Origin of the sequence: Lentzea indica, from assembly GCF_012184385.1 — a bacterium.
Taxonomy (GTDB): domain Bacteria; phylum Actinomycetota; class Actinomycetes; order Mycobacteriales; family Pseudonocardiaceae; genus Lentzea; species Lentzea indica.
In genome coordinates this window covers 1-24,970 of the sequence record NZ_VSRL01000038.1, presented here as the reverse complement: position 1 = coordinate 24,970, position 24,970 = coordinate 1, and the positions used below count along the sequence as shown (strand labels likewise).

22 protein-coding genes and 4 pseudogenes are annotated in these 24,970 nt (G+C 68.3%); 11 read left to right on the top strand and 15 right to left on the bottom strand.

What is annotated here, in order from left to right; all coding sequences use genetic code 11:
- Positions 1–7: 7 nt before the first annotated feature.
- A complete protein-coding gene (gene ptsP / locus FXN61_RS13570; protein WP_167973825.1) occupies positions 8–1,639 on the bottom strand; it encodes a phosphoenolpyruvate--protein phosphotransferase in 1,632 nt (543 codons plus the stop codon).
- 48 nt (positions 1,640–1,687) lie between these two features.
- Positions 1,688–2,533, bottom strand: a complete 846-nt coding sequence (locus tag FXN61_RS13565) for a Dyp-type peroxidase (RefSeq protein WP_167973824.1) — start codon at positions 2,531–2,533, stop codon at positions 1,688–1,690.
- 47 nt (positions 2,534–2,580) lie between these two features.
- Between FXN61_RS13565 and FXN61_RS13560 the strand changes: the two genes are divergently transcribed.
- Genes FXN61_RS13560 through FXN61_RS13550 form a run of 3 tightly spaced genes read left to right on the top strand, consistent with a single transcriptional unit; the run spans position 2,581 to position 4,466 of the window.
- The gene (locus FXN61_RS13560; protein WP_167973823.1) at positions 2,581–3,792 is read left to right on the top strand and encodes a right-handed parallel beta-helix repeat-containing protein; all 1,212 of its coding nucleotides are present in this window, start codon (positions 2,581–2,583) and stop codon (positions 3,790–3,792) included.
- Positions 3,789–4,262: a hypothetical protein gene (locus tag FXN61_RS13555; RefSeq protein ID WP_167973822.1), complete on the top strand. Its 474-nt coding sequence runs from the start codon at positions 3,789–3,791 to the stop codon at positions 4,260–4,262. Before FXN61_RS13560 ends, FXN61_RS13555 begins: the two co-directional genes overlap by 4 nt.
- Before the next feature lie 27 nt (positions 4,263–4,289).
- On the top strand, positions 4,290–4,466 hold the full coding sequence (locus tag FXN61_RS13550) for a hypothetical protein (RefSeq protein WP_167973821.1): 177 nt from the start codon (positions 4,290–4,292) through the stop codon (positions 4,464–4,466).
- Here the strand turns inward: FXN61_RS13550 and FXN61_RS13545 are convergent.
- The 7 genes and pseudogenes from FXN61_RS13545 to FXN61_RS56300 form a co-directional block, all read right to left on the bottom strand.
- On the bottom strand, positions 4,444–5,325 hold the full coding sequence (locus tag FXN61_RS13545) for a ribokinase (RefSeq protein ID WP_167973820.1): 882 nt from the start codon (positions 5,323–5,325) through the stop codon (positions 4,444–4,446). The genes FXN61_RS13550 and FXN61_RS13545 overlap by 23 nt on opposite strands.
- Entirely contained in the window at positions 5,322–6,239 is a 918-nt protein-coding gene (locus FXN61_RS13540) for a substrate-binding domain-containing protein (protein ID WP_167973819.1), read from the bottom strand. The genes FXN61_RS13545 and FXN61_RS13540 overlap by 4 nt, the downstream gene beginning before the upstream one ends.
- A gap of 31 nt (positions 6,240–6,270) precedes the next feature.
- Positions 6,271–7,011, bottom strand: a complete 741-nt coding sequence (locus FXN61_RS13535; RefSeq protein WP_246291429.1) for an ABC transporter permease — start codon at positions 7,009–7,011, stop codon at positions 6,271–6,273.
- Complete coding sequence (locus tag FXN61_RS55280) at positions 7,008–7,175, bottom strand: hypothetical protein (protein ID WP_246291427.1); 168 nt, start codon at positions 7,173–7,175, stop codon at positions 7,008–7,010. The genes FXN61_RS13535 and FXN61_RS55280 overlap by 4 nt, the downstream gene beginning before the upstream one ends.
- Positions 7,172–8,512 (bottom strand): annotated as a pseudogene (locus FXN61_RS52000) (sugar ABC transporter ATP-binding protein); the annotation flags it as partial. The pseudogene FXN61_RS52000 and the gene FXN61_RS55280, both read right to left, overlap by 4 nt.
- A 65-nt stretch (positions 8,513–8,577) precedes the next feature.
- Positions 8,578–9,012 (bottom strand): substrate-binding domain-containing protein, encoded by a 435-nt coding sequence (locus FXN61_RS54250; RefSeq protein ID WP_312877700.1) that lies wholly within the window; start codon positions 9,010–9,012, stop codon positions 8,578–8,580.
- Between the two features lie 112 nt (positions 9,013–9,124).
- A pseudogene (locus FXN61_RS56300) lies at positions 9,125–9,544 on the bottom strand (LacI family DNA-binding transcriptional regulator); the annotation flags it as partial.
- Between the two features lie 103 nt (positions 9,545–9,647).
- Between FXN61_RS56300 and FXN61_RS56295 the strand changes: the two are divergent.
- From FXN61_RS56295 to FXN61_RS13515, 3 genes and pseudogenes are all read left to right on the top strand, one after another.
- Positions 9,648–10,858, top strand: a pseudogene (locus tag FXN61_RS56295) (DUF2339 domain-containing protein); the annotation flags it as partial.
- A 105-nt stretch (positions 10,859–10,963) separates the two neighbouring features.
- Positions 10,964–11,533, top strand: coding sequence for a DUF2339 domain-containing protein (locus FXN61_RS56290; protein ID WP_512698745.1), 570 nt, complete (start codon positions 10,964–10,966; stop codon positions 11,531–11,533).
- 82 nt (positions 11,534–11,615) lie between these two features.
- Positions 11,616–12,701 carry a beta-propeller fold lactonase family protein gene (locus FXN61_RS13515; protein ID WP_167973816.1) on the top strand — a complete coding sequence of 362 codons (1,086 nt, stop codon included), beginning with the start codon at positions 11,616–11,618 and terminating at the stop codon, positions 12,699–12,701.
- Here FXN61_RS13515 and FXN61_RS13510 read toward each other — a convergent pair.
- Positions 12,629–14,713: an MMPL family transporter gene (locus tag FXN61_RS13510; RefSeq protein ID WP_312877707.1), complete on the bottom strand. Its 2,085-nt coding sequence runs from the start codon at positions 14,711–14,713 to the stop codon at positions 12,629–12,631. The two genes, FXN61_RS13515 and FXN61_RS13510, sit on opposite strands and share 73 nt — an antisense overlap.
- 154 nt (positions 14,714–14,867) lie before the next feature.
- Here FXN61_RS13510 and FXN61_RS13505 point away from each other — a divergent pair, with 154 nt between their 5' ends.
- Positions 14,868–15,578: a TetR/AcrR family transcriptional regulator gene (locus tag FXN61_RS13505; protein ID WP_167973812.1), complete on the top strand. Its 711-nt coding sequence runs from the start codon at positions 14,868–14,870 to the stop codon at positions 15,576–15,578.
- 42 nt (positions 15,579–15,620) lie between these two features.
- Here the strand turns inward: FXN61_RS13505 and leuS are convergent, their stop codons facing one another.
- Together leuS and FXN61_RS13495 are read right to left on the bottom strand one after the other, a co-directional pair.
- Positions 15,621–18,398 (bottom strand): leucine--tRNA ligase, encoded by a 2,778-nt coding sequence (gene leuS / locus FXN61_RS13500; RefSeq protein ID WP_167973810.1) that lies wholly within the window; start codon positions 18,396–18,398, stop codon positions 15,621–15,623.
- A gap of 151 nt (positions 18,399–18,549) precedes the next feature.
- Positions 18,550–19,521, bottom strand: coding sequence for an esterase-like activity of phytase family protein (locus FXN61_RS13495; protein WP_188135010.1), 972 nt, complete (start codon positions 19,519–19,521; stop codon positions 18,550–18,552).
- 65 nt (positions 19,522–19,586) lie between these two features.
- Here FXN61_RS13495 and FXN61_RS13490 point away from each other — a divergent pair, with 65 nt between their 5' ends.
- Complete coding sequence (locus FXN61_RS13490; protein ID WP_312877699.1) at positions 19,587–19,991, top strand: SdpI family protein; 405 nt, start codon at positions 19,587–19,589, stop codon at positions 19,989–19,991.
- An 18-nt stretch (positions 19,992–20,009) separates the two neighbouring features.
- Here the strand turns inward: FXN61_RS13490 and FXN61_RS13485 are convergent, their stop codons facing one another.
- Complete coding sequence (locus FXN61_RS13485; protein WP_167973806.1) at positions 20,010–20,582, bottom strand: YqgE/AlgH family protein; 573 nt, start codon at positions 20,580–20,582, stop codon at positions 20,010–20,012.
- Positions 20,583–20,819: 237 nt separating this feature from the next.
- Here FXN61_RS13485 and FXN61_RS13480 point away from each other — a divergent pair, with 237 nt between their 5' ends.
- Positions 20,820–22,160, top strand: a complete 1,341-nt coding sequence (locus FXN61_RS13480) for an MFS transporter (RefSeq protein ID WP_312877698.1) — start codon at positions 20,820–20,822, stop codon at positions 22,158–22,160.
- On the opposite strand, the gene FXN61_RS13475 is transcribed toward FXN61_RS13480, so the two are convergent.
- Both FXN61_RS13475 and FXN61_RS13470 read right to left on the bottom strand, forming a co-directional pair.
- Complete coding sequence (locus FXN61_RS13475; protein WP_167973804.1) at positions 22,089–22,343, bottom strand: LuxR C-terminal-related transcriptional regulator; 255 nt, start codon at positions 22,341–22,343, stop codon at positions 22,089–22,091. The two genes, FXN61_RS13480 and FXN61_RS13475, sit on opposite strands and share 72 nt — an antisense overlap.
- Before the next feature lie 95 nt (positions 22,344–22,438).
- Positions 22,439–23,875 (bottom strand): CCA tRNA nucleotidyltransferase, encoded by a 1,437-nt coding sequence (locus tag FXN61_RS13470; protein ID WP_167973802.1) that lies wholly within the window; start codon positions 23,873–23,875, stop codon positions 22,439–22,441.
- Positions 23,876–23,917: 42 nt separating this feature from the next.
- Between FXN61_RS13470 and FXN61_RS13465 the strand changes: the two genes are divergently transcribed.
- A complete protein-coding gene (locus FXN61_RS13465; RefSeq protein WP_167973800.1) occupies positions 23,918–24,433 on the top strand; it encodes an NUDIX hydrolase in 516 nt (171 codons plus the stop codon).
- Positions 24,430–24,970: pseudogene (locus FXN61_RS13460) on the top strand (DUF6049 family protein); the annotation flags it as partial. The gene FXN61_RS13465 and the pseudogene FXN61_RS13460, both read left to right, overlap by 4 nt.

The window sequence follows — 24,970 nt, the reverse complement described above, 5'->3', positions numbered from 1 at the left end:
GTCGAGGTTAGTGCGGTGCGCGTGCGGCGAGCTTGGCCGTCGCCGGATCGGACGCCGCCAGCGCACCACGAGCGGCGAGCTGGCAGATGTCCATGCTGGACGTCGCGAGCTTCGCCCCGACATCGGCGAGAGCCGTGTGGTTCATCGACAGCGACGTCACGCCCATGCCGATCAACACGCACGCGAGCAGCGGGTCGGCCGCGGCCTCACCGCAGACACCGATGGGCTTGCCGGAAGCGGTGGCCGCCTCTCCGACCATGGAGATCAGGCGCAACAACGCGGGCTGCCACGGGTCGTTCAGCGCGGCCACGCCACCGAGCTGACGGTCGGCGGCGAAGACGTACTGGGCCAGGTCGTTGGTGCCGATGGAGATGAAGTCGACGACCTGAAGGATCTCGCGGGCCGACAAGGCAGCCGACGGAACCTCGACCATCACGCCGGCGCGTGCGATGCCTGCCTGGCGGGCGCGGGCCACGAACCACGAGGCCTCGGCGGCAGTGGCGACCATCGGGGCCATGACGGAGACCTCGGCGCCAGAAGCAACAGCCGCGGCGGCGATGGCCTGGAGCTGGCGGTCGAGCACCTCGGGGCGGTCGAAGGCGACGCGCAGGCCGCGGACGCCCAGTGCCGGGTTGGGCTCGGGGTCCGGGCTCAGAAACGCCAGCGGCTTGTCCGCACCCGCGTCGAGGGTGCGCACCACAACCGGCTTGCCCTTGAACGGCGCCAGCACAGCCTCATAAGCAGCAGTCTGCTCAGCAACGGTCGGTTCCTCCGCGGCGTCGAGGAAGCAGAACTCCGTCCGGAAGAGACCTACCCCCTCGGCGCCGGCAGCCGCAGCCGCCGCGGCGTCCGCGGGGGAGCCGACGTTGCCGAGGACCTTGACGCGGTGGCCGTCCTTCAGCACGCCCACGCCGTTCCACGTGGCCTTCTTGCCGGTGCCGGCCGCACGGACCTTGCCGTCGGACTCACGGACCTGGCCGGTGTCGCCGTCGACCTCCAGAGCAGCAGCGTTCAACGCCAGTACGCCGCGGCACGCGACGACGGCCGGGATGCCCAGCGACCGCGCGAGGATCGCCGTGTGCGAGGTCGGACCGCCCTCCTCGGTGACGAGGGCGAGGACCTTCGACGGGTTCAGGCCTGCCGTGTCTGCGGGGGCGAGATCACGCGCCACCAGCACAGACGGCGAGGTCAGGTCCGGAACGCCGGGAGAGGGAAGGCCCAGGAGCTCGGCGACCACCCGGTCGCGGACGTCCTGGACGTCGCGGGCGCGTTCGGCCATGTAGCCACCGGCGGCCTGCAGCGCCGTGACGAACTTCTGGGCGGCCTGGTGCACCGCGCGGGCGGCGGGCAACGACTCGTCGACGACGAGCTTCTCGGCGGACTTGATCAAAGAAGGGTCGCCTGCCATCGCCGCCGTGGTCTCCAGAACGGCGCGGGCCTCGCCCTCGACGGTCTTCGCGCGCTCCATCAGGCGCTGCGCCACGATCTCCGTCGCAGGGCGGACACGGGCAGCCTCAACGGCTGTGTCCGCAGGTCGCGGGCCCAGCGGAGGTTCAGGCAGGGCCTCCGCGACCCTCACCACGGGGCCGGAAGCCCGGCCGCTGCTGACACCGACACCGCTCAGCCGCGTGCTCGACATGGTCTAGACCATACCCTTCCACCGGGAACCGACGACAGCTCAGTGTGACTAATCGAGAGGCGGAACGCGGAAAGCTGCGGAGCTGGTCGTCGTGGCGTAACGCAACAGGGCATCTCCATCGGCCATCCGATACATCGTGTTCACAAACGTCTTCAGTTCGCACTGATACGAGATGAAGAGCAGGCCCTCGGCGTAGTTGTACGAGCGGCGCAGCATCAGGCCCGCGCCCGCCGTCATCGGATGCGCCCGCCGGACGTGCGCATCGGCCGGGATCACGTACTCGCCATCGGGGGTCTTTGCCGACAAATCGACCTCGTCACCGCCGGACAACGGCACCGCGCCGTGCTTGCGCCGCCCGAACACCCGCTCCTGATCGGAGAGGGGCAGCGAGGCGAACCCGGCCACGTCGAGCTTCATCCGGCGCACGACCGCGATGGTCGACCCGTCCGGCAGCCAGACCTCCTGCTCGAACTCGTCCGGCGTCTTCGGCACGACGATGCCGTCCTTGAAGCCCAGCACGTTCGTGCGATCAGAGTTGCAGAACCCCTGCTCACGCCACCGCAACCGGCCATCGGGCCGCAGCCGGGCAGCCGCGTCGCGGACCGCGTCGGCATCATCGCCGCAGATCTGCAGGAACAGCTTCCCGCCCAGGTCCTGCGGCTGGACCGCGTCACCGGGGAACTCCGGCAGACCGTCGATCCCGTGCCCGTACGTGACCGTCACCGAGGAGCTGACCTGCACAGAGGGCACCGAGGACGCGTCCCACACGGAGATGTCCGCGTGCAGCTGCTGTGGCGTGGTGACGCCGGACTGTCGTTCCGGATCACCACAGCCGCCGAGTAGCCCAATGGCAGCAGCGCCGTACAGCAGACGGCGTCGTGAGATGAGGACCACAGGGGCAGTGTGACAGTAGTCCGAACGGAGCAGTACGGTGACCGGCTGTGCACGCTCCGTACGCCTTCGCAGCAGTGGTCCTGGTCGCCGGATGCTCGTCGGCGGCGCAACCGAAGCTCGGTCCCGAGATCAACGTCCCGGCGCAGCTGAGCACCATTCAGGCTGCCGTGGACGAGGCGGCAGAAGGCGCGACGATCGTCGTCTCGCCCGGCGTCTACAAGGAGACGGTGCAGGTCAGGACCAAGGGCCTCACGATCAGGGGCGCCCAGCGCGGCAGCGTGATCATTGATGGCGAGGTCAAGCGTGCCAACGGGATCGTGGTCACCGCACCGGACGTGTCGGTCCAGAACCTGACGGTCCGCAACCACACGCTGAACGGCGTGCTCGTCACCGGGCTGTCCGAGAACGGCGGAATGGGCCGCGGCAGCAACGGCTACACCAAGCTCGACACGCAGAAGTTCCCTCCACTGCAGGGGTTCCGCATCTCGTACGTGACGGCCAGCAACAACGCGCTGTACGGCATCTACGCGTTCGACGCCCAGCACGGCGTGATCGAGCAGAGCTACGCGAGCGGCAGCGCGGACTCCGGGTTCTACGTCGGCCAGTGCAAGCCGTGCGACATCGTCGTGCGCGGCAACGTCGCCGAGCGCAACGCCGTCGGCTACGAGGGCACGAACGCGTCCGGCCAGATGTACGTGCTGGGCAACAGGTTCAGCGGCAACCGCGTCGGCATGACCTCGAACTCCGACCACCAGGAGGCGTTCCTGCCGCAGGAGGACGCCACGTTCGTCGGCAACCTCGTCTCCGACAACTCCGAGGCCCTCTCGCCCGCGCAGGCCGACGGCGCGTTCGGGCTCGGCGTGGGCATCGCAGGCGGCACGAAGAACCTGCTGTCCCGCAACCTGATCACCGGCAACCCCGGCAGCGGTGTCGCACTCGGGTCGAGCGAAGACCTGCCACCGCTGGACAACCGCTTCGAAGGCAACGTGATCACCCGCAACGGCCAGGACGTGCTGTACGTGGCCACCAAACGCGCGCCGGGCAGGAACAACTGCTTCGACGGCCGTTGCTACGACGGCATCGGCGAGCCGCTGCCGAAACCCGCCGCACCGCGCGGAATTCCGTTCAGCCAGGTCGCCGCACCGCCGGCCCAGCCGGAGATGCCGGACGACCCGCTGCCGGACAAGGCCCCGAACGTCGACAAGTACGCGGTGCCGACCGAGGACCTGTTCCTGGACCGCGCGGCGGTGCGGTCGTGAAGAAGCCCGCGATCGCACTGTTGTTGCTGCTGACCGCCTGCAGCTCGACGCCAGACCCGCGGCCGCTGTCGATCCCCGAGGCGGAACGCCTTGCGCTGGTCCGGTTCTCGAACTACACGACCGGAGTCAGCGCGTTCACCGCGTCCGTGCCGTCACCCGGCGGGAAGCTCCAGCTCAACGGCCGCGTCGACTTCGTGAACCACCTCGGCTACGCGGGCATGCGCACCGACGGCCGCGACGACCAGTTCTCCCAGGGCATGGTGCAGTGGAACCTCGGCAGGATCGCGTTCGCGACGACGCCGTCCACCACGCCAGTCGATCCGGTGCCGCCGGCCGACTGGCAGGTCCGCGACCTGCAGGAACGGGGCTCCGAGCTGGACGGCGCGCTCCGGCTGCTGGTGAACCTCGGCTCGGACCGGCCGGAGAACTCCCAGCTGCTGCTGCAGAGTTCGGCGCGCTGGCTGCGTTAGGACAAGATCGGCGACACGACTGTCGACGTGGTCGAAGGCCCGAAGCAGAAGGACGCTGCGGACGCCCGCCTGCGCTATTGGCTCGACCAGGACGGCAAGCTCCGCAGGCTGGAAGCCAAGCTGGGCAACCAGGAGGAGCTCGCCGTCTTCGACTTCACCGGCTCGACCGAACCGGTGCAGGTCACCCCACCGCTGGCGAGCTGACCTCGGCTGCGGTCGGGTAGGACGGCTGCGCGCCCGCCTTCGTGACGGACAGGGCGGCGACCTTCACGGCGTACCTGGCTGCCTTGACGATGTTGTCGCCCTCGGTCAGCCGCGCAGCCAACGCACCGGCGAACGCGTCACCGGCACCTGTCGTGTCGACGACCTCGTCGACCTCGATCGACGGCACCTCGACGACACCGGCCTGTGCCACGACAGCCGCGCCACGCGAACCCAAGGTGACGATCGCCGAGGCCGGGCCGAGCTTGAGCAGATCACGCCAGTCAGAACCGACGAGCTGCGCGGCTTCGTGCTCGTTCACGATGAGCACGTTGAGCTGCTTCAAAGTCGCCGCGGGCAGGTCGGCGACCGGTGACAGGTTCAGCACCGGCCGGACACCCGCCTTCGAAGCGACGTCGATCGCGTGGATCACCGTCTCCAGCGGCACTTCCAGCGAGCACGTCAGCACGTCGGCGCCGTCGAACGAGATGGCGTCCACATCGGACGGTGACACGTCCGCGTTGGCGCCAGGGGAAACGACGATGGAGTTCTCGCCGTCCGGCGTCACGGTGATGTACGCGATCCCGGTCGGCCGCGCGGAAGTCTTCACCAGCGACGTGTCGACACCGGACGACTCCAGCGACTCCCGCAGCAGCGAGCCGTACCCGTCACTTCCAACAGCACCAACGAGTGCAACGGAAGCACCGACGCGAGCGGCGGCAACGGCGGTGTTCGCGCCCTTGCCACCGGGCAGCACGACGGTGTCACCGCCGAGCACCGTCTCACCGCCGGCGGGCCGCCTGCCGACCTCGACCACGAGGTCGGCGTTGGCGGACCCGAGGACAAGCAGAGTCTTCGTCACTTGATGAACTCTGCCACGTTCTGCTTCGTGATGACCTTGACCTCGACGTCCACGACCTGCTGAACGGCCTCGCCCTTCGACGCCTTGACCGCCTGCTCGACGGCCTTCGAGCCGAGCAGCTTCGGCTGCTGCGCGATGGTGGCGACGAGCGTGCCGTCCTGGATCGCCTTCAGGCCGTCCGGCGTGCCGTCGAAGCCGACGACCATGACGTCCTTGCCCGCACGCGCGCCGAGGGCCTTGATCGCACCGAGCGCCATCTCGTCGTTCTCGGCGAAGATGCCCTTGATGTTCGGGCGGCCCTGCAGCAGGTTCGTGGTCTCGTTGAGGGCCTTGGCGCGGTCGAAGTCCGCGACGGCGGTGGCGACGACCTTGATGTTGCCGCTGTTCAGGCCCTGCTCGAAGCCCTGGCCGCGGTCACGGGACGCCGACGCGCCGGAGATGCCCTTGAGGTGCGCGACGTCACCGGACGTGGCACGGCCCAGCTCGATGGCCGCGAGGCTGCCGCCCGACACGTTGTTCGAGGCGACCTCGGCGGCGACCTTGCCCTCGACCGAGCGGTCGACCGAGATCAGCGGGATGTTCGCCATCTCGGCGGCCTTCGCCGCGGGCGCGGACTGCTTGGAGTCGACCGGGTTCAGGATGATCGCCTTGACGCCCTGGGTCACCAGCGCCTGCACCTGGTTGACCTGGTTCGTCGCGTCGTTCTGCGCGTCGACCACGGTCAGCTTGGCGCCGAGCTGGTCCGCCATCGCCTGCGCGCCCTGCTGCAGCTCCACGAAGAACGGGTTGTTCAAAGTGGACACCGCGAGGCCGATGGTGAGGCCGCTTCCTCCGGACGCCCCAGTTCCGCTGCACCCGGTCGCCAGCAAAGCTGCAGCACCGAGCGTCAGCGCGATCCGTCGGGTCACCTTCATTGGTGTCTTCCTTTACCTGTTGCGGGTTTTCTCAGCGACGGCGAAGTGAGTCGAGCAACGCGGCAAGAGCGATCACCGCGCCGATGACGACCTGCTGCCAGAACGGCGGCACTTGCAGCAGGTTGAGGCCGTTGCGCAGGACGGCGAGCACAAGTGCGCCGACCAACGTCCCGGTGGCGCGGCCAACGCCACCGGACAACGACGCACCGCCGATGACGACCGCGGCGATGGCGTCGAGCTCGTAGCCGGCCGCTGCCTGCGGACCGGCTGACCCGAGCCGTCCCGCGAGCACGAGGCCCGCGGCGGCGGCGAACAGGCCACTTAGCGCATAAATCCAGAGCTTCTGCTTCCGGACGTCGATGCCGCTGAGCTTCGCCGCCTCCTCGTTGCCGCCGATCGCGTACATGCGGCGGCCGAGGTTGGTGCGGGTGAGGATCAGGCCGGTGATGCCGAAGAACGCCAGCATCAGCAGCAGCGGCAACGGAACCATCGGCGCGAGGTTCGAGCCGAGGAACGTGACGGCGGCGTCGGTCTCGTGCGGCTGACCTTCCGAGATCACCAGCGTGAGACCGCGGGCGACGCTCAGCATGGCGAGCGTCGCGATGAACGCAGGCAGCTTGCCGTAGCTGACCAACGCGCCGTTGACGAGACCGCAAACGGCACCGACGACGAGGCCGACCGGCCCGGCGGTCAGCGCACCGACCATGGCGGCCAGCGCGGCGATGCTGCCCACCGACAGGTCGATGCCACCGGTGATGATCACGAACGTCATGCCGACGCCATGATCGCGATGACCGCGGCCTGCACGCCGACGTTGAGCAGGTTCTGCGCGGTGAGGAACGCCGGGTTCGCGAGCGCGAGCACCAGGGCGAGAACGAGAAGCCCTGCCAGCGCTCCGTTCTCACTCGCGTACTTGCGGATGCTGATCGTGGTCATGCGGAGATCTCCTGCACGGCGAGTGCCATCACCTGGTCTTGGGTCGCGCCCTTGGGCAGCTCACCGGCCACACGGCCGTGCGCCATCACGACGACGCGGTCGCTCATCCCGATCACCTCGGGCAGGTCGCTGGACACGAGCAGCACGGCCCTGCCCTGCGCGGTCATGCGGTTGATGAGCTCGTAGATCTCGACCTTGGCGCCGACGTCGACGCCGCGCGTGGGCTCGTCGAGGATCAGCACCTTCGGGTCGGCCAGCAGCCACTTGCCGATGACGACCTTCTGCTGGTTGCCGCCGGACAGCTCCTTCACCGGCTGCTCGACGCGGCCCTTGATCCGGAGCTTGCCCGCGATGTCGTGCAGGCGCTTCCGGTCGCGGTTCTGCAGCGTCACCAGTTCGAGGTTCTCCCCGACGGTCGCGGTCAGCACCAGGCCCTGGCCCTTGCGGTCTTCGGGGACCAGGCCGAGCCCTGCCCTGATGGCGGCCTGGACGTTGTTGCGAGGCAACGGTTTCCCGTCGACCTCGACCGTGCCGTGGTCGTAGCCGTCCACACCGAACGCCGCCCGTGCGAGCTCGGTGCGGCCAGCGCCGACCAGACCGGCGATGCCGACCACCTCGCCTGCGCGCACGTCGATGCTGATGTCGCGGAACACACCGCGCCGAGTGAGGTTGCGGATCTGGAGCAACGGCTTGCCGCGGCGTTTCCGGTCACGCGGGTACTGCTCCTCGATCGAGCGGCCGACCATCAGCTCGATCATGTGCTGGGTCGTGACGCCAGGCCCGAGGACGCCGACGCTCCGCCCGTCGCGCAGGACCGTGATGCGGTCGGCGATGCGCTGGATCTCGTCCAGGTGGTGGGTGATGAAGACCAGGCCGACGCCGTTCTTGCGCAGCTGAGCCATGATCTGCAGCAGCCGGTTTGTCTCGGTGTCGGTGAGGACAGCGGTCGGCTCGTCGAGGATCAGCACGCCCGCGTTCTTGTCGAGCGCGCGAGCGATCTCGATCATCTGCTGCTGGGCGATGCCGAGGTCCTTGACCTTGGCGTTCGGGTCGACGTGGAGACCGACCCGTTCGAGCAGCTTCGGGGCACGGCGGCGCATCGCGGCGCGGTCGACGAAGCCGTACCTGCGCGGCAACCGGTTCAGGAACAGGTTCTCCGCGACGCTCAGCTCGGGGACGAGCGCAAGTTCCTGGTGGATGACGGCGAGGCTCGCCTTGCCCTCGATCGTGCCCGCGTCGTGGCTGTGGATGCCCGCGAGGACCTTGACCAATGTGGACTTGCCCGCGCCGTTCTCGCCGAGCAGGACGTGGACCTCGCCCGCGTTGATGTCGAGGTCGACACCGTCCAACGCCTTGGTGGCGCCGAAGTGCTTGGTGATCCCACGAGCGGTGATGAGGGCACTCACAGCTCGGCCTCCCCGCACGAGCCACGAAGAACGAGCTTCGCGGCCAGCTGCACGTCCTCGGGCTGCTGACCGTTGATGAGGGCCAGCAGGCTGCGCGCGGCCGCACGCCCCATCTCCACGGTCGGCTGCGCGATGACGGTGATCGGCGGGTCGAGCAGCGGGAACCACGGCTGGTCGTCGAACACCGCGAGCGCGATGTCGTGCGGAATCTGCAGGCCACGTGCCTTGATCTCGCCCAGCGCCCCGAGGCCCATCAGGTTGTCCATCGCGACCAGCGCGGTGGCGCCGTCGTCGATCAGCTTGGCGGCGGCCTGACTGCCGCTCTCCTGCCGGAAGTCGCCGTGCACGACCTGCGCGCGGTCGCCGAGGGCCGCGGTGAACACGTCGCTGCGTTCTCTCCCGGTGGAGGTGTCCGGCGGGCCCGCGATCACGCCGATGCGGGTGTGGCCGGCGCCGACGAGCCGCCGGGCGAGCGTCGGTCAATGCCTCGCTGCCGTCGGCGCGGACGACGGGGCATGTGGCGCCCCTGACCGTCCGGTCGAGCAGGACGAGCGGAACGCCGCCTGCGCTCACTTCGCGAACCAGGCTCGGGTCGTCGGTCGCGGGGCACAGCAGGAGGCCGTCCACCCGGCGGTCGAGCAGGGTGCGCACGTACGTCGCCTCCTGCTCGGCGCTCTCGTCGGCGTTCCCGATCACGACGCAGTAGCCGTGTGACCGGGCTTCGTCCTCGACCGCTCTGGCGATCTCGGCGAAGAACGGGTTCAGCAGATCGCTGATGACCAGACCGAGGGTCTGAGTGCTGGTGGTCCTGAGGGATCGCGCCAGGGCGTTGGGCCGGTAGCCGAGCTCGTCGATCGCGGCGAGCACCCGCTCGCGGGTCTCGGGAGTCGGCGCGGCATGGCCGTTGAGCACGCGCGACACGGTGGCCGTGGAGACGCCGGCGTGCTGCGCGACGTCCTTCATGGTCGTCACGGGGCAGAAGTTAATCGATTACACGCCTATGTAGTCAAGCCGACTGAGTAGGTGTACGGATGTCACCGGGCGTGTCCTGCCTCACCCTGATGTCATGAACGGACAGGACCGCCTCGGGTACGACCAGCGCCTCGCGCTGGAGCTCGCGGCCATCGGGCAACGGCTGGTCACGATCAGCTCGGAGATGCGGGAGCAGCAGTCGGCCTCCGTGGCGACGGCCGAGGTCGTCGTGCCGCCGCCGGCTCCTCACGCGCCGGTCTCGGTGCCGGTCCCGGCACCCAACCCCTGGTCGCAGCAGGCCCCTCAGCAGCCGTTCCCCCAACCGCCACCGCAGCAGCACCAGCAGCAGTGGCCGCAGGCACCGCAGCCGTGGCCGGCGCCGGCGCCGCAACCGCGCGAGACCCTGTTCGAGAAGCTCGGCAAGGACGGCGCCGGTTCGAAGCTGCTGGCCTGGGTCGGTGGCGCGATCACCGTGCTCGGCTTCGTGCTGCTGCTGATCCTCGCCATCCAGCGCGGCTGGCTCGGCCCGATGCCGCGCGTCATCGGCGGCGCGGTCTTCAGCGGCGCGCTGGTCGGCATCGGCATCTGGCTGCACCGCAACCCGGCCGGCGCACGGGGGCGTTCGCACTGGCCGCCACCGGTTTCGCGGGTCTCTACCTCGACGTCATCGCCGCGACCAGCCTCTACGAGTACCTGCCTCCTGGCGTCGGGCTTGTCGTCGGTCTCGGGGTCGCGGCGACCGGTGTCGTGCTCGCGCTGCGGTGGGACTCGCAAACGCTCGCGGTCGGCGTTGTCGCAGCGTGCGCCATCTGCTCGCCAGTGTTGACCGAGGGCTTCACCGTCCTGCTGGTCGGGTTCCTGCTGGTGCTGAAGATGGCCAGCACGCCGGTCCAGATCCAGCGCAACTGGCCGGGTCTCGCGATCGCCGGCGGCTTCCCGCCGATCTTCGCCTCACTGCTCACGACCGCCAACGCGATCCCGCGCGACTACGAGTGGACCGTGGTCGGGGTCGCCGCGGCCACGACCGTCGTCGGCATCGCGGTCGCACTGCTGACGATCAGGAAGCGGCCGGACGACATCGTCGCGATCGCACTGGTCGCGGGCTCACCGCTGGCGGCGATGTTCGCGACCACGCTGCTGGAGAAGCCTGCCGCGTCCGCGCTCGCCGGTGCGGTGGCCGCGGTGCTGCTGGCGATCTGGATGGTCCCCGACCTGCCGAAGGCGTTCACGACGGCAGCCGGTGCGACGGGCATGCTCGCGTTGTTCCAGACCACGGTGATCGCGCTCGACGGCAACGTGCGCACCGCGATCGTGCTGGCAGAGGCGGTGCTGCTGGCGTTCCTCGCGGCACGGCTCAACAAGAAGAGCGCTCTGGTCGGGTCGATCGTGTTCGGCGCCGTCGGGTTCCTGATGACGATCGGTCAGGCCGTGCCGCTCACGTGGCTGCTGGAGGAGCCGCGGTACATCGTCGTCGGCTCTGGCGATTACGCGGCGGGCCTGGTCACGGCTCTCGTGTTGGGTGTCTTCGCGGCCACCGCGCCGTGGGCCGCGCTGAAGATGCAGGTGCTGCGCGAGCCGGCGAAGCACCCGTTCCCGTGGATTCTCGCCGGACTCGTGCTGCTCTACGGCGCGGCGGGTGCGGTGCTGTGCGCGGCGTTGCTCGTGTCGCCGGACGAGAGCGGATTCCTCTTCGGACACTCGGTGGTCACCGTGTCGTGGACGATCGCCGCGTTGTTCTTGCTGGTCAAGGGAATCAACAACAAGGCGCTGCGGATCTCCGGGCTGATCCTGGTCGGTGCCGCGGTCGTGAAGCTGGTGACGTTCGACCTGGCCGCGCTCGACGGCGTCGCCCGTGTGCTGGCGTTCCTCGGCGCCGGTCTGGTCTTGCTGACCGCTGGCACCCGTTACGCCAAATTGGTGGCAAGTGCCAAGACCCCGGATTCATATGAATCCAAACCAGCCGCACCTCCATCCCACTGATGTACTACGACCGGGCAAAGATTTCCCTCTGAAGGGTGACGGAAGTAGATCGAAAGCACCCAGAAGTGGTCCCATCGGGCGTATGGCAAAGCCACGCCTCGTGGCCGCGGTTCTAACGCTCTCAGCGGTCATCGCGGCGATGGGTGTCGAGCAACGGCACGACTACACGACCACCTCTTCCGCATCGGTGGCCCCGCGCGCGTACGTGGTGGGACAGACAGGTCTCGTCCAGGTTGTCGACACCACGAACGGCACGGTGCTCGCGCACGCAGACACGGCGGGTCGCGCGACGGGTGTCGCCGTGTCGCCGGACGGGCGGCGTGTCTACGTGGTCAACGGCTGGACCGGCGTGATCACCGAGGTCGACCCGAACACCGGCGCGGTCATCGACAGGCTCTTCACCCAGGTCCAGCTCTCGCACGCGGCGATGCGCCCGGACGGCCAGCGCCTCTACGTCTCGGCCAGCGGCAGCGTGGCGGTGGTGGACCCGGAGAACTTCCGCCTGGTCGCCGCGGTCAGGGTGCCCGGCCAGCCGCAGGGCCTCGCCGTCCACCCGGACAACAAGATCCTCTACGTGGCCAACGCCCAGGACGGCACGGTCGGTCTGATCGACACGGCGACGGCGTTCCAGACCTCGACGGTGCAGGTCGGCGGTCTGCCGCAGCACCTGGCGATCTCACCGGACGGCCAGCGCCTCTACGTGAGCAGCATGCGCCTCGGCGAGAAGACTCCCGGCACGCTGTCGGTGATCGACACGACCACGAACCAGGTCGTCGGCACGATGAGCGTCGGCAGGGGAGCGGGCAGCATCGCCGTCACGCCGGACGGCGCCACCGTCTACGTGACGCTGCCGAAGGAGAGTTCGGTCGCAGTCGTCGACGCGGCGACAATGACGTTGCGCGAACGCTTGCCCATCAACGCACCGAGCGTCGCCATCGCGCCGGGTGACCCGAGGGTCTTCCTCGCGACCGGCACGACGACGACGGTGCTGGACAGTTCGAACGCGGTGCTCGCCACCTACCTGATGAGGTCGGGCGAGCTGGAGGAGGCGAGGCCGCGCCAGTTCGACGCGGCCATGATCGCCTTCCCTCCCGGTCAGCCGACCGCGACGGGCTTGCGGAGCTCGTCGTCGAGGTCGTCGTCCCAGTCGTCCACCGGCTCGTCGTGAAGCGCGAGGCGCTCCTGGATCCGCTTGAGCGGGCCAGGTGACCACCACGCGGCGTTGCCGAGCAACTTGAGCACGGCCGGGACGAGCAGCATGCGGACGACCGTGGCGTCGAGCGCCAGCGCGAGGATCATGCCGACGCCGACGAACCGCATCATCGCGACCTGCGAGAACGCGAAGGCACCCGTCACCACGATCAGCAGCAGCGCGGCCGAGGTGATCACCCTGCCGGTCTTGGCCAGGCCGGTGGTCACCGCCTCCTCGGTGGTCGCGCCATGACTGCGAGCCTCGACCATCCGCGAGAGCAGGAACACCTCGTAGTCCGTCGACAGACCGAACACGATGGCCGCCATCAGCACGACGATGCCGGACTCGAGCGGCCCCGGCGTGACGCCGAGCAGGTCGGCGAAGTGGCCCTCCTGGAACACCCACACCAGCACACCGAACGTCGCCGACAGCGACAGCGCGCTCATCAGCACGGCCTTGATCGGCAGCACGACCGAGCCGAAGGCCAGGAACATCAGGATCAGCGTGGCACCGACCAGCAGAGCGATCATCAACGGCAGACCGTCCGCGATGGCGTCCAGCGAGTCGCTGACGATGGCGGTGTTGCCGCCGACGAGGACTTCGGAGTTCGGCGGAGGCGTGAGCGCGCGGACGTCCTTGAGCGCCTGCTTCGACTCGTCGCTGAGCGCGTCGTGCTCCAGACCGGCGGCCGCGGCCGTGACACCCTTGTCCGAGCCCATCGGCTGGACCTCGCCGACGCCGGTGACGTCCTTGACCTTGCCCAGGTAGTCCTGGACAGCGGCCTGGTCACCACCCTTGACGACGATCTTGAAACCGGTGTTGGAGAGCGCGGAGAAGTTCTGGTTGATGTTCTCGGTGGCCACGCGCACGGCGTTGCCCTCCGGCAGCACCTTCTCGGTGACCTGCCCGAACTGGACGTTCAGGAAGGGCGTGCCGAGGGCGACCAGCACGGCGATCAGCGGGAGGGCGAACAGCAGCGGCCGCTTCATGACCTTGCCGCTGAGCCGGCGCCAGCCGCGCTCGCTCGGCTCCTTCTTGCGCCACGGCATGGCGAGCTTGTCGACCCGGTGGCCGAGCGCGCCGAGCAACGCGGGCAGCAGCGTCAACGACACCAGCGCCGCAATCGCGACCGACGCCATGCCGCCGTACGCGAGGGACTTCAGGAAGCCGTGGGGGAAGAGCAGCAGACCGGCCAGCGCGATGACCAGCAGCGTCGCGCTGAACATGACGGTGCGGCCGGCGCTCGCGACCGTGCGGCCGACAGCCTGCTCGGTCGTGCGACCCGTGGCGAGCTCCTCGCGGAACCGGCCGACCATGAACAGTCCGTAGTCGATCGCCATGCCCAGGCCGAGCAGCGACGCGACGTTGACGGCGAACGAGTTGACCTCGGTGAAGATCGCGACGCCATGCAGCACGCCGAGCGCACCCATGATCGAGAGACCACCGACGACGACCGGGAGCGACGCTGCGACCAGTCCGCCGAAGATGATCACAAGCAGCAACAGGACCAGCGGCAACGAGAACATCTCGGCGCGCGTCAGGTCCGCCTGCGACATGTCGTTGATGGCCTTCTGGGTGGGCACGAGCCCACCGACCTGTTGGGTGAAGCCCTCGACGGGGAGCTGCTTCTCGATGTCCTCGAACAACTTGATCTGCTCGTTCGAGTCACCGCTCGTCAGCGTGATCGCGACCAGAGCCTGCTGCTTGTCGTCGGACGGAACCGGCCCGTTGACCCGCAGCACGTCGTCCTTGGGAAAGCCGCTGATGTGGTCGGCGACCTTCTTGAGCTCGAGCGGGTTCGCGAAATCGCCGCGGTAAATGACGATCACGTCACCGTTCTGCCGCCCGAACGCCTCCTCGGCTACTTTGTCGGCCCGCGCCGCTTCGCTGGAAGGAGCCTCGTAGCCACCCTGGCTGAGCTTGTCGAACACGCCCATGCCCCACACACCGCCGAGAACGGCGAGCAGTACGGTCGCGACCAAGACCACCCACCGGCGGCGATATGCGATTGATCCCCACTTCGCGAACATCGACGACGGCCTCCTGGGTTACCGTGCTGTTAATCCCGTGAACTCTTGTAAACACCGTTCACTAAAACCGTACGGGGCCGTGGACGGGGTCTACAACCCGATGGAGTGACATATGACCGAGGCCACTCGCCGAGAACGACTCCGCGCAGAAACCGAGCGTGAGATTCGGCAGGCGGCCCGCGCCCTTTTGGTGGAACGCGGCCGCGACGCAGTGACCCTGCGTGCGATCGCACGCGAGCTGGGCATCACCGCACCCGCCTTGTACCGCTACTACGACTCGCACGACGCGCTATTGCGACAGCTCTGCGACGACATCTGCGCGGACATGGCCGCTGTGCTCTACGCCGACCTCGCCGCGGACACGTCAGGGCACGTCGGATGCCAGGTCAGGGCGGTGTGCCGCAGCTTCCGCCGCTGGGCGCTGGCCCACCCGCAGGAGTTCGCGCTGGTCTTCGCCTCGCCGCGCGACCCACTGGACACCGACCAGTTCGGGTCGGTGTTCCTGCAGCTGGCCGGACGGCTGATCGCCTCGAACCTGGTCGTCAAGCACGCGGACGACGAGGTGCCCGAGGTGCTGCACGAGGACCTGGCCAGGTTCCAACAGGTCCTGATCGACGCGGTGTCGGTGCACGGCGTCACGATCGAGGACGACGTCCTCAATCTCGGGAAGATCTACCACGTGGTGCAGTCGTGGGTTCGGCTGTACGGGCACGTGGCGCTGGAGGTGTTCGGGCGGTTCCCGTTCGCGGTGAGCAACCCGGAGCCGATGTTCGACAGCATGCTCGACCACATGCTTTCGGAGATCGGGTTCGCGGACGACTAGGGGCGCCGCACCGAAGCGCAGCGCCCCCTCGTCGAGCGGTGACTACAGGACGACGTTCACCAGGCGGCCGGGAACGACGATCACCTTGCGCGGCTCGCCACCGGCGACCAGCTCGGCGATCTTCTCCTCGGCCAGCGCCGCGGCCTTGATCTCGTCCTGCGACGCGGACGCCGCGACGACGACGCGCGAGCGGACCTTGCCGTTGACCTGGATCGGGTACTCGATGGTGTCCTCGACCAGGTAATGCTCGTCGGCCTTGGGGAACGGGCCGTGCGCCAGCGTGCCGTCGTTGCCCAGCTTCGCCCACAGCTCCTCGGCCACGTGCGGGGCCTGCGGAGCCAGCATCAGCACCATGGGCTCGGCCAGCGCGCGGGGCGTGCCGGCGGCGTAGTGCTTGGTCACGAAGTTGTTCAGCTCGATCAGCTTCGCGCCCGCCGTGTTGTAGCGCAGGTTCGCGTAGTCGTCGTGGACGCCGGCGATGGTCTTGTGCAGCAACCGCAGCGCCTCGGGCGAAGGCTCCTCTGACGTGACTCGCAGCGAGCCGTCGGTCTCGTCCACCAGGTTGCGCCACAGGCGCTGCAGGAACCGTTGCGCGCCGACGACGTCCTTGGTCGCCCACGGACGCGACACGTCCATCGGGCCCATGGACATCTCGTAGAACCGGAAGGTGTCGGCGCCGTACGTCTCGCACATCTGGTCCGGCGTGACGACGTTCTTCAGGCTCTTGCCCATCTTTCCGTACTCACGACGGACTTCTTCGCCGTTGTAGAAGTACTTGCCGTCCTCTTCGACGACCTCGTCCGCCGGCACGTACACGCCGCGCGGGTCGACGTACGCGTACGCCTGGATGTAGCCCTGGTTGAACAGGCGGCGGTACGGCTCGTCGCCGGTCAGGTGGCCCAGGTCGAACAGGACCTTCTGCCAGAAGCGCGAGTACAGCAGGTGCAGAACTGCATGTTCGACACCGCCGATGTACAGGTCGACGCCGCCGGGGTCGGTCGGGCCGTGCTCGGCCGTGCGCGGGCCCAGCCAGTACTTCTCGTTCTCCGGGTTGACGAACCGCTCGGTCTCGACCGGGTCGACGTAACGCAGCTGGTACCAGCACGAACCCGCCCAGTTCGGCATGGTGTTCGTGTCGCGGCGGTACGTCTTCAGGCCATCGCCCAGGTCCAGCTCGACGGTCATCCACTCGGACGCGCGCGACAGCGGCGGCGACGGCTCGGTGTCCGCGTCGTCCGGGTCGAACGTGCGCGGTGAGTAGTCGTCGACCTCGGGCAGTTCGATCGGCAGCATCGACTCGGGCACCGCGATCGGGGTGCCGTTCTCGTCGTAGACGATCGGGAACGGCTCGCCCCAGTAGCGCTGGCGGCTGAACAGCCAGTCGCGCAGCTTGAACTGGACCGTGCCGTGGCCGTGGCCGTTCTCCTCCAGCCAGCCGATGATCGTCTTCTTGGCGTCGTCGATCAGCATTCCGTCCAGGAACCCGGAGTTGATCGCCGGGCCCTCACCGGTGAACGCCTCGCCCTCGAAGCCTTCCGAAGGCTGGACCGTGCGGATGATCGGCAGGTCGAACTTCTTCGCGAAGTCCCAGTCCCGCTGGTCCTGGCCGGGCACGGCCATGATCGCGCCGGTGCCGTAGCCCATCAGCACGTAGTCGGCGATGTAGACGGGGATCTGCTGGCCGTTCACCGGGTTCGTCGCGTACGCGCCGGTGAAGACGCCGGTCTTCTCCTTGTTCTCCTGACGGTCCAGTTCGGACTTCAGGGACGCGGCGCGCCGGTACGCGGCGATGTCTGCCACGCGATCGGGCGTCGCAATCTGGTCCACCAGCTCGTGTTCCGGTGCCAGGACCATGTAGGTCGCGCCGAACAACGTGTCCGGCCGGGTCGTGAAGACCTCAATGTTCTCGTCTCCCACCGCGAATCGGACTCGGGCGCCGTGCGAGCGCCCGATCCAGTTGCGCTGCATGGCCTTGACCTTGTCCGGCCAGTCCAGCCGGTCCAAGTCGTCGATCAGCCGGTCCGAGTACGCGGTGATGCGCATCATCCACTGGCGCAGGTTTTTCCTGAACACCGGGAAGTTGCCACGCTCACTGCGACCGTCCGCGGTGACCTCTTCGTTCGCCAGCACAGTACCCAGTCCGGGACACCAGTTGACGGGCGCCTCCGACAAGTAGGCCAGCCGGAAATCGCCCAAGATCCTTTGCTGGTCGGCAAAAGACAGCTCAGACCACTTGCGACCGTCTGCGATGTCGCGCTCGCCAGACTCGAACTGTGAGATCAACTCGGCGATCGGACGGGCCTTGCGGGCGTCCGGGTCGTACCAGGAGTTGAAGATCTGCAGGAAGATCCACTGGGTCCACTTGTAGTACTCGGGGTCGATCGTCGAGATGCGGCGACGCTCGTCGTGGCCCAGCCCCAGCCTGCGGATCTGGCGCAGGTACGTGTTGATGTTGTCTTCGGTGGTCTTGCGCGGGTGCTGGCCGGTCTGCACCGCGTACTGCTCGGCGGGCAGGCCGAACGCGTCGAAGCCCATGGTGTGCAGGACGTTGCGGCCGTTCATGCGGTGGTAGCGCGCGAACACGTCCGTGCCGATGAAGCCCAGCGGGTGCCCGACGTGCAGGCCGGCACCGCTCGGGTACGGGAACATGTCCTGCACGAACAGCTTGTCGTCAGGGACGTCACCCTTGAGCGCGCCGACGGGGTTCGGCGCGTGGTAGGTGCCGTGGTTCTCCCAGTACTGCTGCCACCGCGCCTCGATCTGGTTCGCCAGCTCGGCGGTGTAGCGGTAGGCGGGGATCTCCGCCGCGTCCGTGCTCATCTTGATGAGTCCCTCTCCATCGATCCTGCCCCTGACATGACGAAACCCCCCAGCCCAGATGGGCATGGAGGGCTGCCGCGCCGACCGTCTTCCGATCAGTCGTCGCGGCTAACTAAGGAGCAGGCGGGCCGTGCTCATGTCGTCAACGGTATCAGCGCATCGCAAGCGCGATGAACTGGGTGACCTGGCTCGCGCTGAAGTTGTCGTCCGAGACCAGCCACAACGTGCCGTCCGGGCCCCAGGCCATGCCTTCCAGGTTGTCGACCTTGCTCACCGGGAACGTGCCGATGTCGGCGAGCAGGCGCTTCTTCAACGTCGTGCCGTGCGGCCTGGCCTCGAACAGCCGGACCTTGTTGCCGAACGACGAGTGGAAGGACCGTTCGAGCACCAGGTAGACGCCGGGAGACTTCTCCAGAATCGCCGTGACGCCGGTCGACCCGCCCGCCGCGAACAGCGGTTCCTGCTGGTAGCGGTACTGGGCGACGACCTGGCCGGACCTCGTCTGGACGATCACCCTGCTGACCGCGCCCGTGTTCTCGTCGGCCGGCGGGCCGTCCTGCAGCAGCGGGCCTTCGACAGCGGTGACGACGAGGGTGCCACCGAGCGCGAACGTGAGACCTTCCAGCGCCTGGTTCTGCCGCGGACCGGACTCCGGCTTCATCTTCAGGTCTTCCGGCGTGGGAAGACCGCGCTTGAACGAGCCGTCCTTGCGGCTGAACTGCACCGACGGATCGATGAGCGTGGTCGGAGTGCGGTCGCCCTCCTGGCTCCACAGCAGGTCACCGGTCCACTTGTCGACGCGGACGTCCTCCGGGTCGACCGTGCCGGGCTGGTACGGACCGTTGGGGCCGACGAGAGAGTGGACGTCCGTGAACTCGACGCCCTTGCGCGAGAGCTTGCCCTCGTAGAACCGGGGCGCCACGCGGTCGTCGCTGATCAGGATCCATTTGCCGGTGCGGCGGTCGTGGTCGAGGCCGGAGATGCCACCGACCGTCGTACCGCCCACTACCAGGCCTTTCGGCAGGACGTGCTCGGAGAGGAACCGGACTTCGGGGTTGTGCGCCTGCGCGGGAGTCACGCACAGACCGAGCAGCACTGGGACGAGCAGGAGTCGCCTGAGCATGGCGCACAGCACACCTGACCGGGGTGACCGCAAGGTGAACTGCGGATCCGCCTTACCCTCATGGAGTGAACATCGTGCTGTCGGTCGTCCTGGGTGTGCTCGGCGTCGCTCTCGGCGCGGTCGGTCTGCTGGGTCTGCAGGGCAAGCTGCGGCGCAACCGCTTCGTCGGCGTGCGCACGGCGGCGGCACTGCGTGACGAAGAGACGTTCGCGCTGGCCAACCGCGTCGCCGGCGTGCCGAACGTCGCGGCCGGTGTCGTGGCGATCGTGTCGGGCGCGATGTCGTTCGTCATGGCCGACCTGGCCGTCACCGCTGGGATCATCGGACTGGTCGGCTCGCTCGCGATCGCCGCCGCCGGTGGGCTCGTGGCGCACCGCGCGGCCGAGGCGCTGCTGGAGCCGGTCAAGCCGAAGGGCTGCGGTGGCTGCGCGTGCGGCGGTGGCGGTTGCTCCCCGCTCGCCGGGCTGTAACCCGAAGTTTCACGTGAATCAGTTGTTGCGGACGTCCGTCGGGTAGGTCGACAGCAGCGCCAGCGGCATGCCCTGCCGGCGCAGCACCCGCCCCCACAGGTCGACGTTCGCGCCCACCAGCACGTCATCGGCCAGTCCGGTCACGACGATCCAGTCGCCGCGATCGATCTCGGCCGCGAGCTGTCCCTCGCCCCATCCCGCATAGCCCGCGAACACCCGCAGGCCGCGCACCAGCGGCATCAGGTCGTCCGGTTCGGCGTCCAGGTCGATCAACGCCACCGGGCCCTGCACGCCGACCAGACCCTCCGCCTCGGACGGATCGGTGCCCGCCTTCAGCGCGGCCAGGCACAGCGCCGTCTTCTGCTCGACCGGGCCGCCGATGTAGATGCACTGCGGCTTTGTGACGTGCGGTCCCCACGGCGGCAGCACGTCGTGCACGGCCACCTCGGAGGGGCGGTTCAGGACGACGCCGAGGGTCCCCTCTGGACGTTGATCGATGATGTAGACGACGGTGCGCGTGAAGTTCGGGTCGTTCAGGCTCGGAGCGGCAACCAACAGGGAGCCTGGCTCGACCTCGGCATCGGGACGCACGTCACCATGAAATCATCCGTGATCGCTGGAACAACTCAGGGCCGCGCCCCGTTAGACTCAGGTGTCGGATGTCTTTGTGTCCCCCGGGCTCAACAGACAACCGCCTTCGCGGAATACCGTACGGCTGGAGCCGCGTAGTGCACCGCGCCGTGAGGCGACCTGGCATCCGATCCAGGGGAGCCGGACCGAGAGGTCCGGCTTTCGTGGTTTTCACGGCAGCGCGCATAGAGTGCAACGGTGACAACGCTTGCGGTGGAGAAGCACCACTGGGGATCACGCCGGTTCCTCGGCATCCCCGAATACCGCAGGCTCCTCGCCACCCGGCTCGCCTCGCAGTGGGGTGACGGACTCTTCCAGGCCGGGCTCGCCGGCGCTGTGCTCTTCAACCCCGAACGACAGGCCGATCCGGCGGCCATCGCGGCCGGGTTCGCGGTGCTGCTGTTGCCGTACTCGATCGTCGGGCCGTTCACGGGCGCACTGCTCGATCGATGGGACCGCAAGAAGGTCATCGTCGTGGCGAACGTCACGCGGGCCGCATTCGTTCTGCTCACCGCATTTGCCGTCGTGGCAGGGCTGAGCGGGCTTCCGCTCTACATCTTCGCTCTCGTCGTCATGGGCATCGGCCGGTTCGTCGGCTCCGGACTCTCCGCCTCCCTCCCGCACGTCGTCGACGAGGACCACCTCGTCGAGGCGAACGCCCTGGCCACGACGGCGGGCGCGATCACGGCCGTGTTCGGTGCGGCGTGCGCGATCGGGTTCCGCACGATCCTCGGCGCCGGGGACGGCGGGTCGGGGTGGACCACGAGCATCGCCGTCGTCGGCATGCTGGCCAGCGCGTTCATCGCCAGCAGGTTCAAGGCCGGCGTGCTCGGGCCGGACGAGGTCGACGAGCCGCACAACGCCATCACGGCGGTGGCCCGCGGTCTCGTGGACGGGGCAAAGGCCACCTGGCACACCCCGAGCGTCACGGCCGCGCTCGCCGCGCTGCTCGCGCACAGGGCCGCGTTCGGCGTGAGCCTGATGGTCACGCTGCTGCTGATGCGCTACAGCCTGGAAGACGTCGGCATCCTCAAGGCGGGCATCGGCGGACTGGGTGAGGTCGCCGTCGCGGGCGGCGCCGGCATTCTGCTCGCCGGCATCCTCACCGACCGGATCGTCGACAGGTTCGGCGTCAAGACCACGATCATCGGTGCACTGCTGCTCACGGCCGCCGCGCAGATCGGGCTCGGGTTGCCGATGACGCTGCCGACGATTCTCGCGGCCAGCTTTGTGATCATCTTCGCCGGTCAGATCGTCAAGCTCTGCGTGGACACCGCGGTGCAGCACGACGTCGGCGACGAAGTGCGCGGCCGGGTGTTCGCCCTGTACGACACCCTCTTCAACGTCACACAGGTCACCGCGGTGTCCATCACGGCGATGGTGATCCCCCTGGACGGGCGTTCGCCCGGCCTCATCATCACCGCCGCGAGCCTCTACCTGATCGGTCTGGGCGCCTACCTGCTCCTGCTAGCGCGGAAACGGCAGGTGCAGCATCCCGGCCTCGTGCGCGAAAACGACAGCAGCCACCCGATCGGGTAGATCCAGGCGCCGCAGGATGTCGGCGACCTCGTCGGCCACCCTCTGCTGCTCGATGCCGAGCACGCGCGCGATCTCGTGGTCGGCGTGACCGCGCGCCAGACACCTCAGCACGGCTCGTTGGTCGTTGGTCAGCACGTCCAGGTCATATACCTGCGGACCTGCGGAAAGTCCCCAAGAGAACATCTGCACCACCCCCATGCGCTCCCCTAGCGCACCTCCATGGTGCATCCCCGCGCTGACAGATCGCTAACGCGGGGATTTCATTCGCTCACGATGCGTTACGGAGCGGGCGGCGTGATCCCCTGTTCGCGCGCCCAGTCGAGCAACGCCGCCTCGGCCTCGTCGCGATCCAGCGGTCCCTTGTCGAGCCGGAGCTCCTTGAGGAACTTCCACGCGGCACCGACCTGCGGGCCCGGCGGCAGCCCGAGCAGCTTCATGATCTCGTTGCCGTCGAGGTCCGGCCGCACGCGCGCGAGGTCTTCCTCGGCCGCGATGCGCGCGATGCGTTCCTCGAGAGAGTCGTAGGTCCGCTTCAGCAGGTTCGCCTTGCGCTTGTTCCGTGTCGTGCAGTCGGCACGGACGAGCTTGTGCAGCCGCGTCAGCAGGTCGCCCGCGTCCGTCACGTACCGGCGCACTGCCGAGTCGGTCCACTCGCCGCTGCCGTAGCCGTGGAAGCGAAGGTGCAGGTAGACGAGCTTCGCGACGTCCTCGGTGATCTCCTTCGAGTACCGCAACGCTCGCAAGCGCTTGCGGACCATCTTCGCGCCGACCACCTCGTGGTGGTGGAACGAGACGCCGCCACCAGGCTCGAACCTGCGGGTGGCCGGTTTGCCGATGTCGTGCAGGAGCGCGGCGATCCTCAACACCAGATCGGGTGATTGATCAACATCTTCAAGATCAATTGCCTGTTCGAGCACAACCAGCGAGTGGTCGAAGACGTCCTTGTGCTGATGATGTTCGTCGATCTCCAGCTTCATGGCCGTGAGCTCTGGCAACACGACGTCCGCCAGGCCGGTCTCGACCATGAGCTCGATGCCGCGGCGCGGGTGCGCGCCGCACAGGAGCTTCGAGAGCTCCACCTGCACGCGCTCCGGCGTGATGCGGGTGAGCTCGCCTGCCATCGACCGCATCGCCTCGACCACCCGCGGCGCCGCGGTGAAGCCGAGCTGGGAGACGAACCGGGCGGCGCGCAACATCCGCAACGGGTCGTCGCCGAACGACTCCTGCGGGGTCGCCGGTGTGTCCAGCACCCCGTCGCGGGCCGCTTGAAGGCCACCGGTCGGGTCCACGAACTCACGGGCGGCGACGTCGAACGCCATGGCGTTGACCGTGAAGTCACGGCGGACCAGGTCGCCGTCGATGGTGTCGCCGAAGGTCACCTCGGGGTTGCGGGTGACGCCGTCGTAGGCGTCCGCGCGGAAGGTCGTGATCTCGATGATCTCGCCCTGCTTCGAGGCACCGACCGTGCCGAACGCGATGCCGGTGTCCCACTGGGCGTCGGCCCAGCCGCTCAGCAGCTTCTGGATCTCTCCAGGTCGCGCGTCCGTGGTGAAGTCGAAGTCGTTCGTCGGACGCCCCAGCACGGCGTCTCGCACGCTCCCGCCTACGAGGTAGAGGCGCTTGCCCCCGGCTGCGAACCGAGCGGCGAGCTCAGCGACGACTGGTGTGATGGCGGGCTCTTCCACCACCGCATTCTGCTGGAGCGATCGAGACACGAGAAACCAGCGTACTTAACGTTCGTAAGTACGATCGGCCGTATGCCCCCGTCGCCCGCACGTTCCGGAGGTTCCAAGCCGGGGCGCCGCAAGAGGCGCCGGGGCAGGAGGCTGAAGACAGTCGACGAGACGTCGGCGGGTGGCCTGGTGCTCGACGCAGAGCAACGGGCCGCGGTGATCGGCAGACTTGACCGGCGAGGCCGGTTGCTGTGGTCTTTGCCGAAGGGTCACATCGAGGCAGGCGAGACCGCGGAACAGACCGCGGTGCGCGAGGTCGCCGAGGAGACCGGTATTCATAGCAGGGTGCTGCGCCCGTTGGGGTCGATCGACTACTGGTTCGTCGCTGACGACCGCCGGGTGCACAAGACGGTTCACCACTTCCTCCTCGAAGCGCTGGGGGGAGAGCTTTCCGACGAAGACGTGGAGGTCACCGAGGTGGCGTGGGTGCCACTCGGCGAGCTGGACGAGCGACTCGCGTATGCCGATGAGCGCCGTCTGGTCCGCCGAGCCGCCGAACTGCTCGCCGACCGCTGCCGGAACGGGGCTGAGTCGGCGTGAGCATGAGGAAGCTCGTCTGCACAGCCGCGGCCGTCGCGTTCATGGTGACCGCGACGCCGCCCGCGGGCGCTGTCGAGCAGTCGCAGCCGAACGAGGTCGACGCGCTGCCGTTCATGCCCGCTCCCGCCACCCAGGTGTGGGCGACCAGAACACTCTCCGCCCAGCCGGGCCAGCAGCAGCCGCAGTTCCTGCGGCTCGACATCGCCCAGCTCACGCCCCGGTTCGTGACCAGCGACTCCCCGGCCGCGGTCAAGATCACCGGCAAGATCGTCAACGTCGGTGACCGCAAGGTCTCCGACATCGTGCTGCGCCTGGAGCGCGGCGACTCGCTCGGCACCGAGGACGACCTGCGCAAGGCGCTGCGGGAGCCGGCGGCGGCCGAGGCCGTGCAGCCCAAGTTCACCGACATCGCCGACGAGCTCGAGCCCGGTCAGCAGAAGGACTTCTCCCTCGAGGTGCCGCTGCGCGGTACCGCGCCCACCTCGCTCGAGATCGCAGCAGCCCGGCATCGTACCCGGTCCTCGCCAACGTCAACGG

Excerpts from the sequence above, each read along its gene's own strand:
- FXN61_RS56290 (WP_512698745.1), top strand. The coding sequence starts at position 10,964 with ATGACGATCGGTCAGGCCGTGCCGCTCACGTGGCTGCTGGAGGAGCCG.
- leuS (WP_167973810.1), bottom strand. The coding sequence starts at position 18,398 with ATGAGCACGGACGCGGCGGAGATCCCCGCCTACCGCTACACCGCCGAG.
- FXN61_RS13505 (WP_167973812.1), top strand. The coding sequence starts at position 14,868 with ATGACCGAGGCCACTCGCCGAGAACGACTCCGCGCAGAAACCGAGCGT.
- ptsP (WP_167973825.1), bottom strand. The coding sequence starts at position 1,639 with ATGTCGAGCACGCGGCTGAGCGGTGTCGGTGTCAGCAGCGGCCGGGCT.
- FXN61_RS13535 (WP_246291429.1), bottom strand. The coding sequence starts at position 7,011 with ATGACGTTCGTGATCATCACCGGTGGCATCGACCTGTCGGTGGGCAGC.
- FXN61_RS13540 (WP_167973819.1), bottom strand. The coding sequence starts at position 6,239 with ATGAAGGTGACCCGACGGATCGCGCTGACGCTCGGTGCTGCAGCTTTG.
- FXN61_RS55280 (WP_246291427.1), bottom strand. The coding sequence starts at position 7,175 with ATGACCACGATCAGCATCCGCAAGTACGCGAGTGAGAACGGAGCGCTG.
- FXN61_RS13465 (WP_167973800.1), top strand. The coding sequence starts at position 23,918 with ATGCCCCCGTCGCCCGCACGTTCCGGAGGTTCCAAGCCGGGGCGCCGC.
- FXN61_RS13515 (WP_167973816.1), top strand. The coding sequence starts at position 11,616 with ATGGCAAAGCCACGCCTCGTGGCCGCGGTTCTAACGCTCTCAGCGGTC.
- FXN61_RS13495 (WP_188135010.1), bottom strand. The coding sequence starts at position 19,521 with ATGCTCAGGCGACTCCTGCTCGTCCCAGTGCTGCTCGGTCTGTGCGTG.
- FXN61_RS13475 (WP_167973804.1), bottom strand. The coding sequence starts at position 22,343 with ATGTTCTCTTGGGGACTTTCCGCAGGTCCGCAGGTATATGACCTGGAC.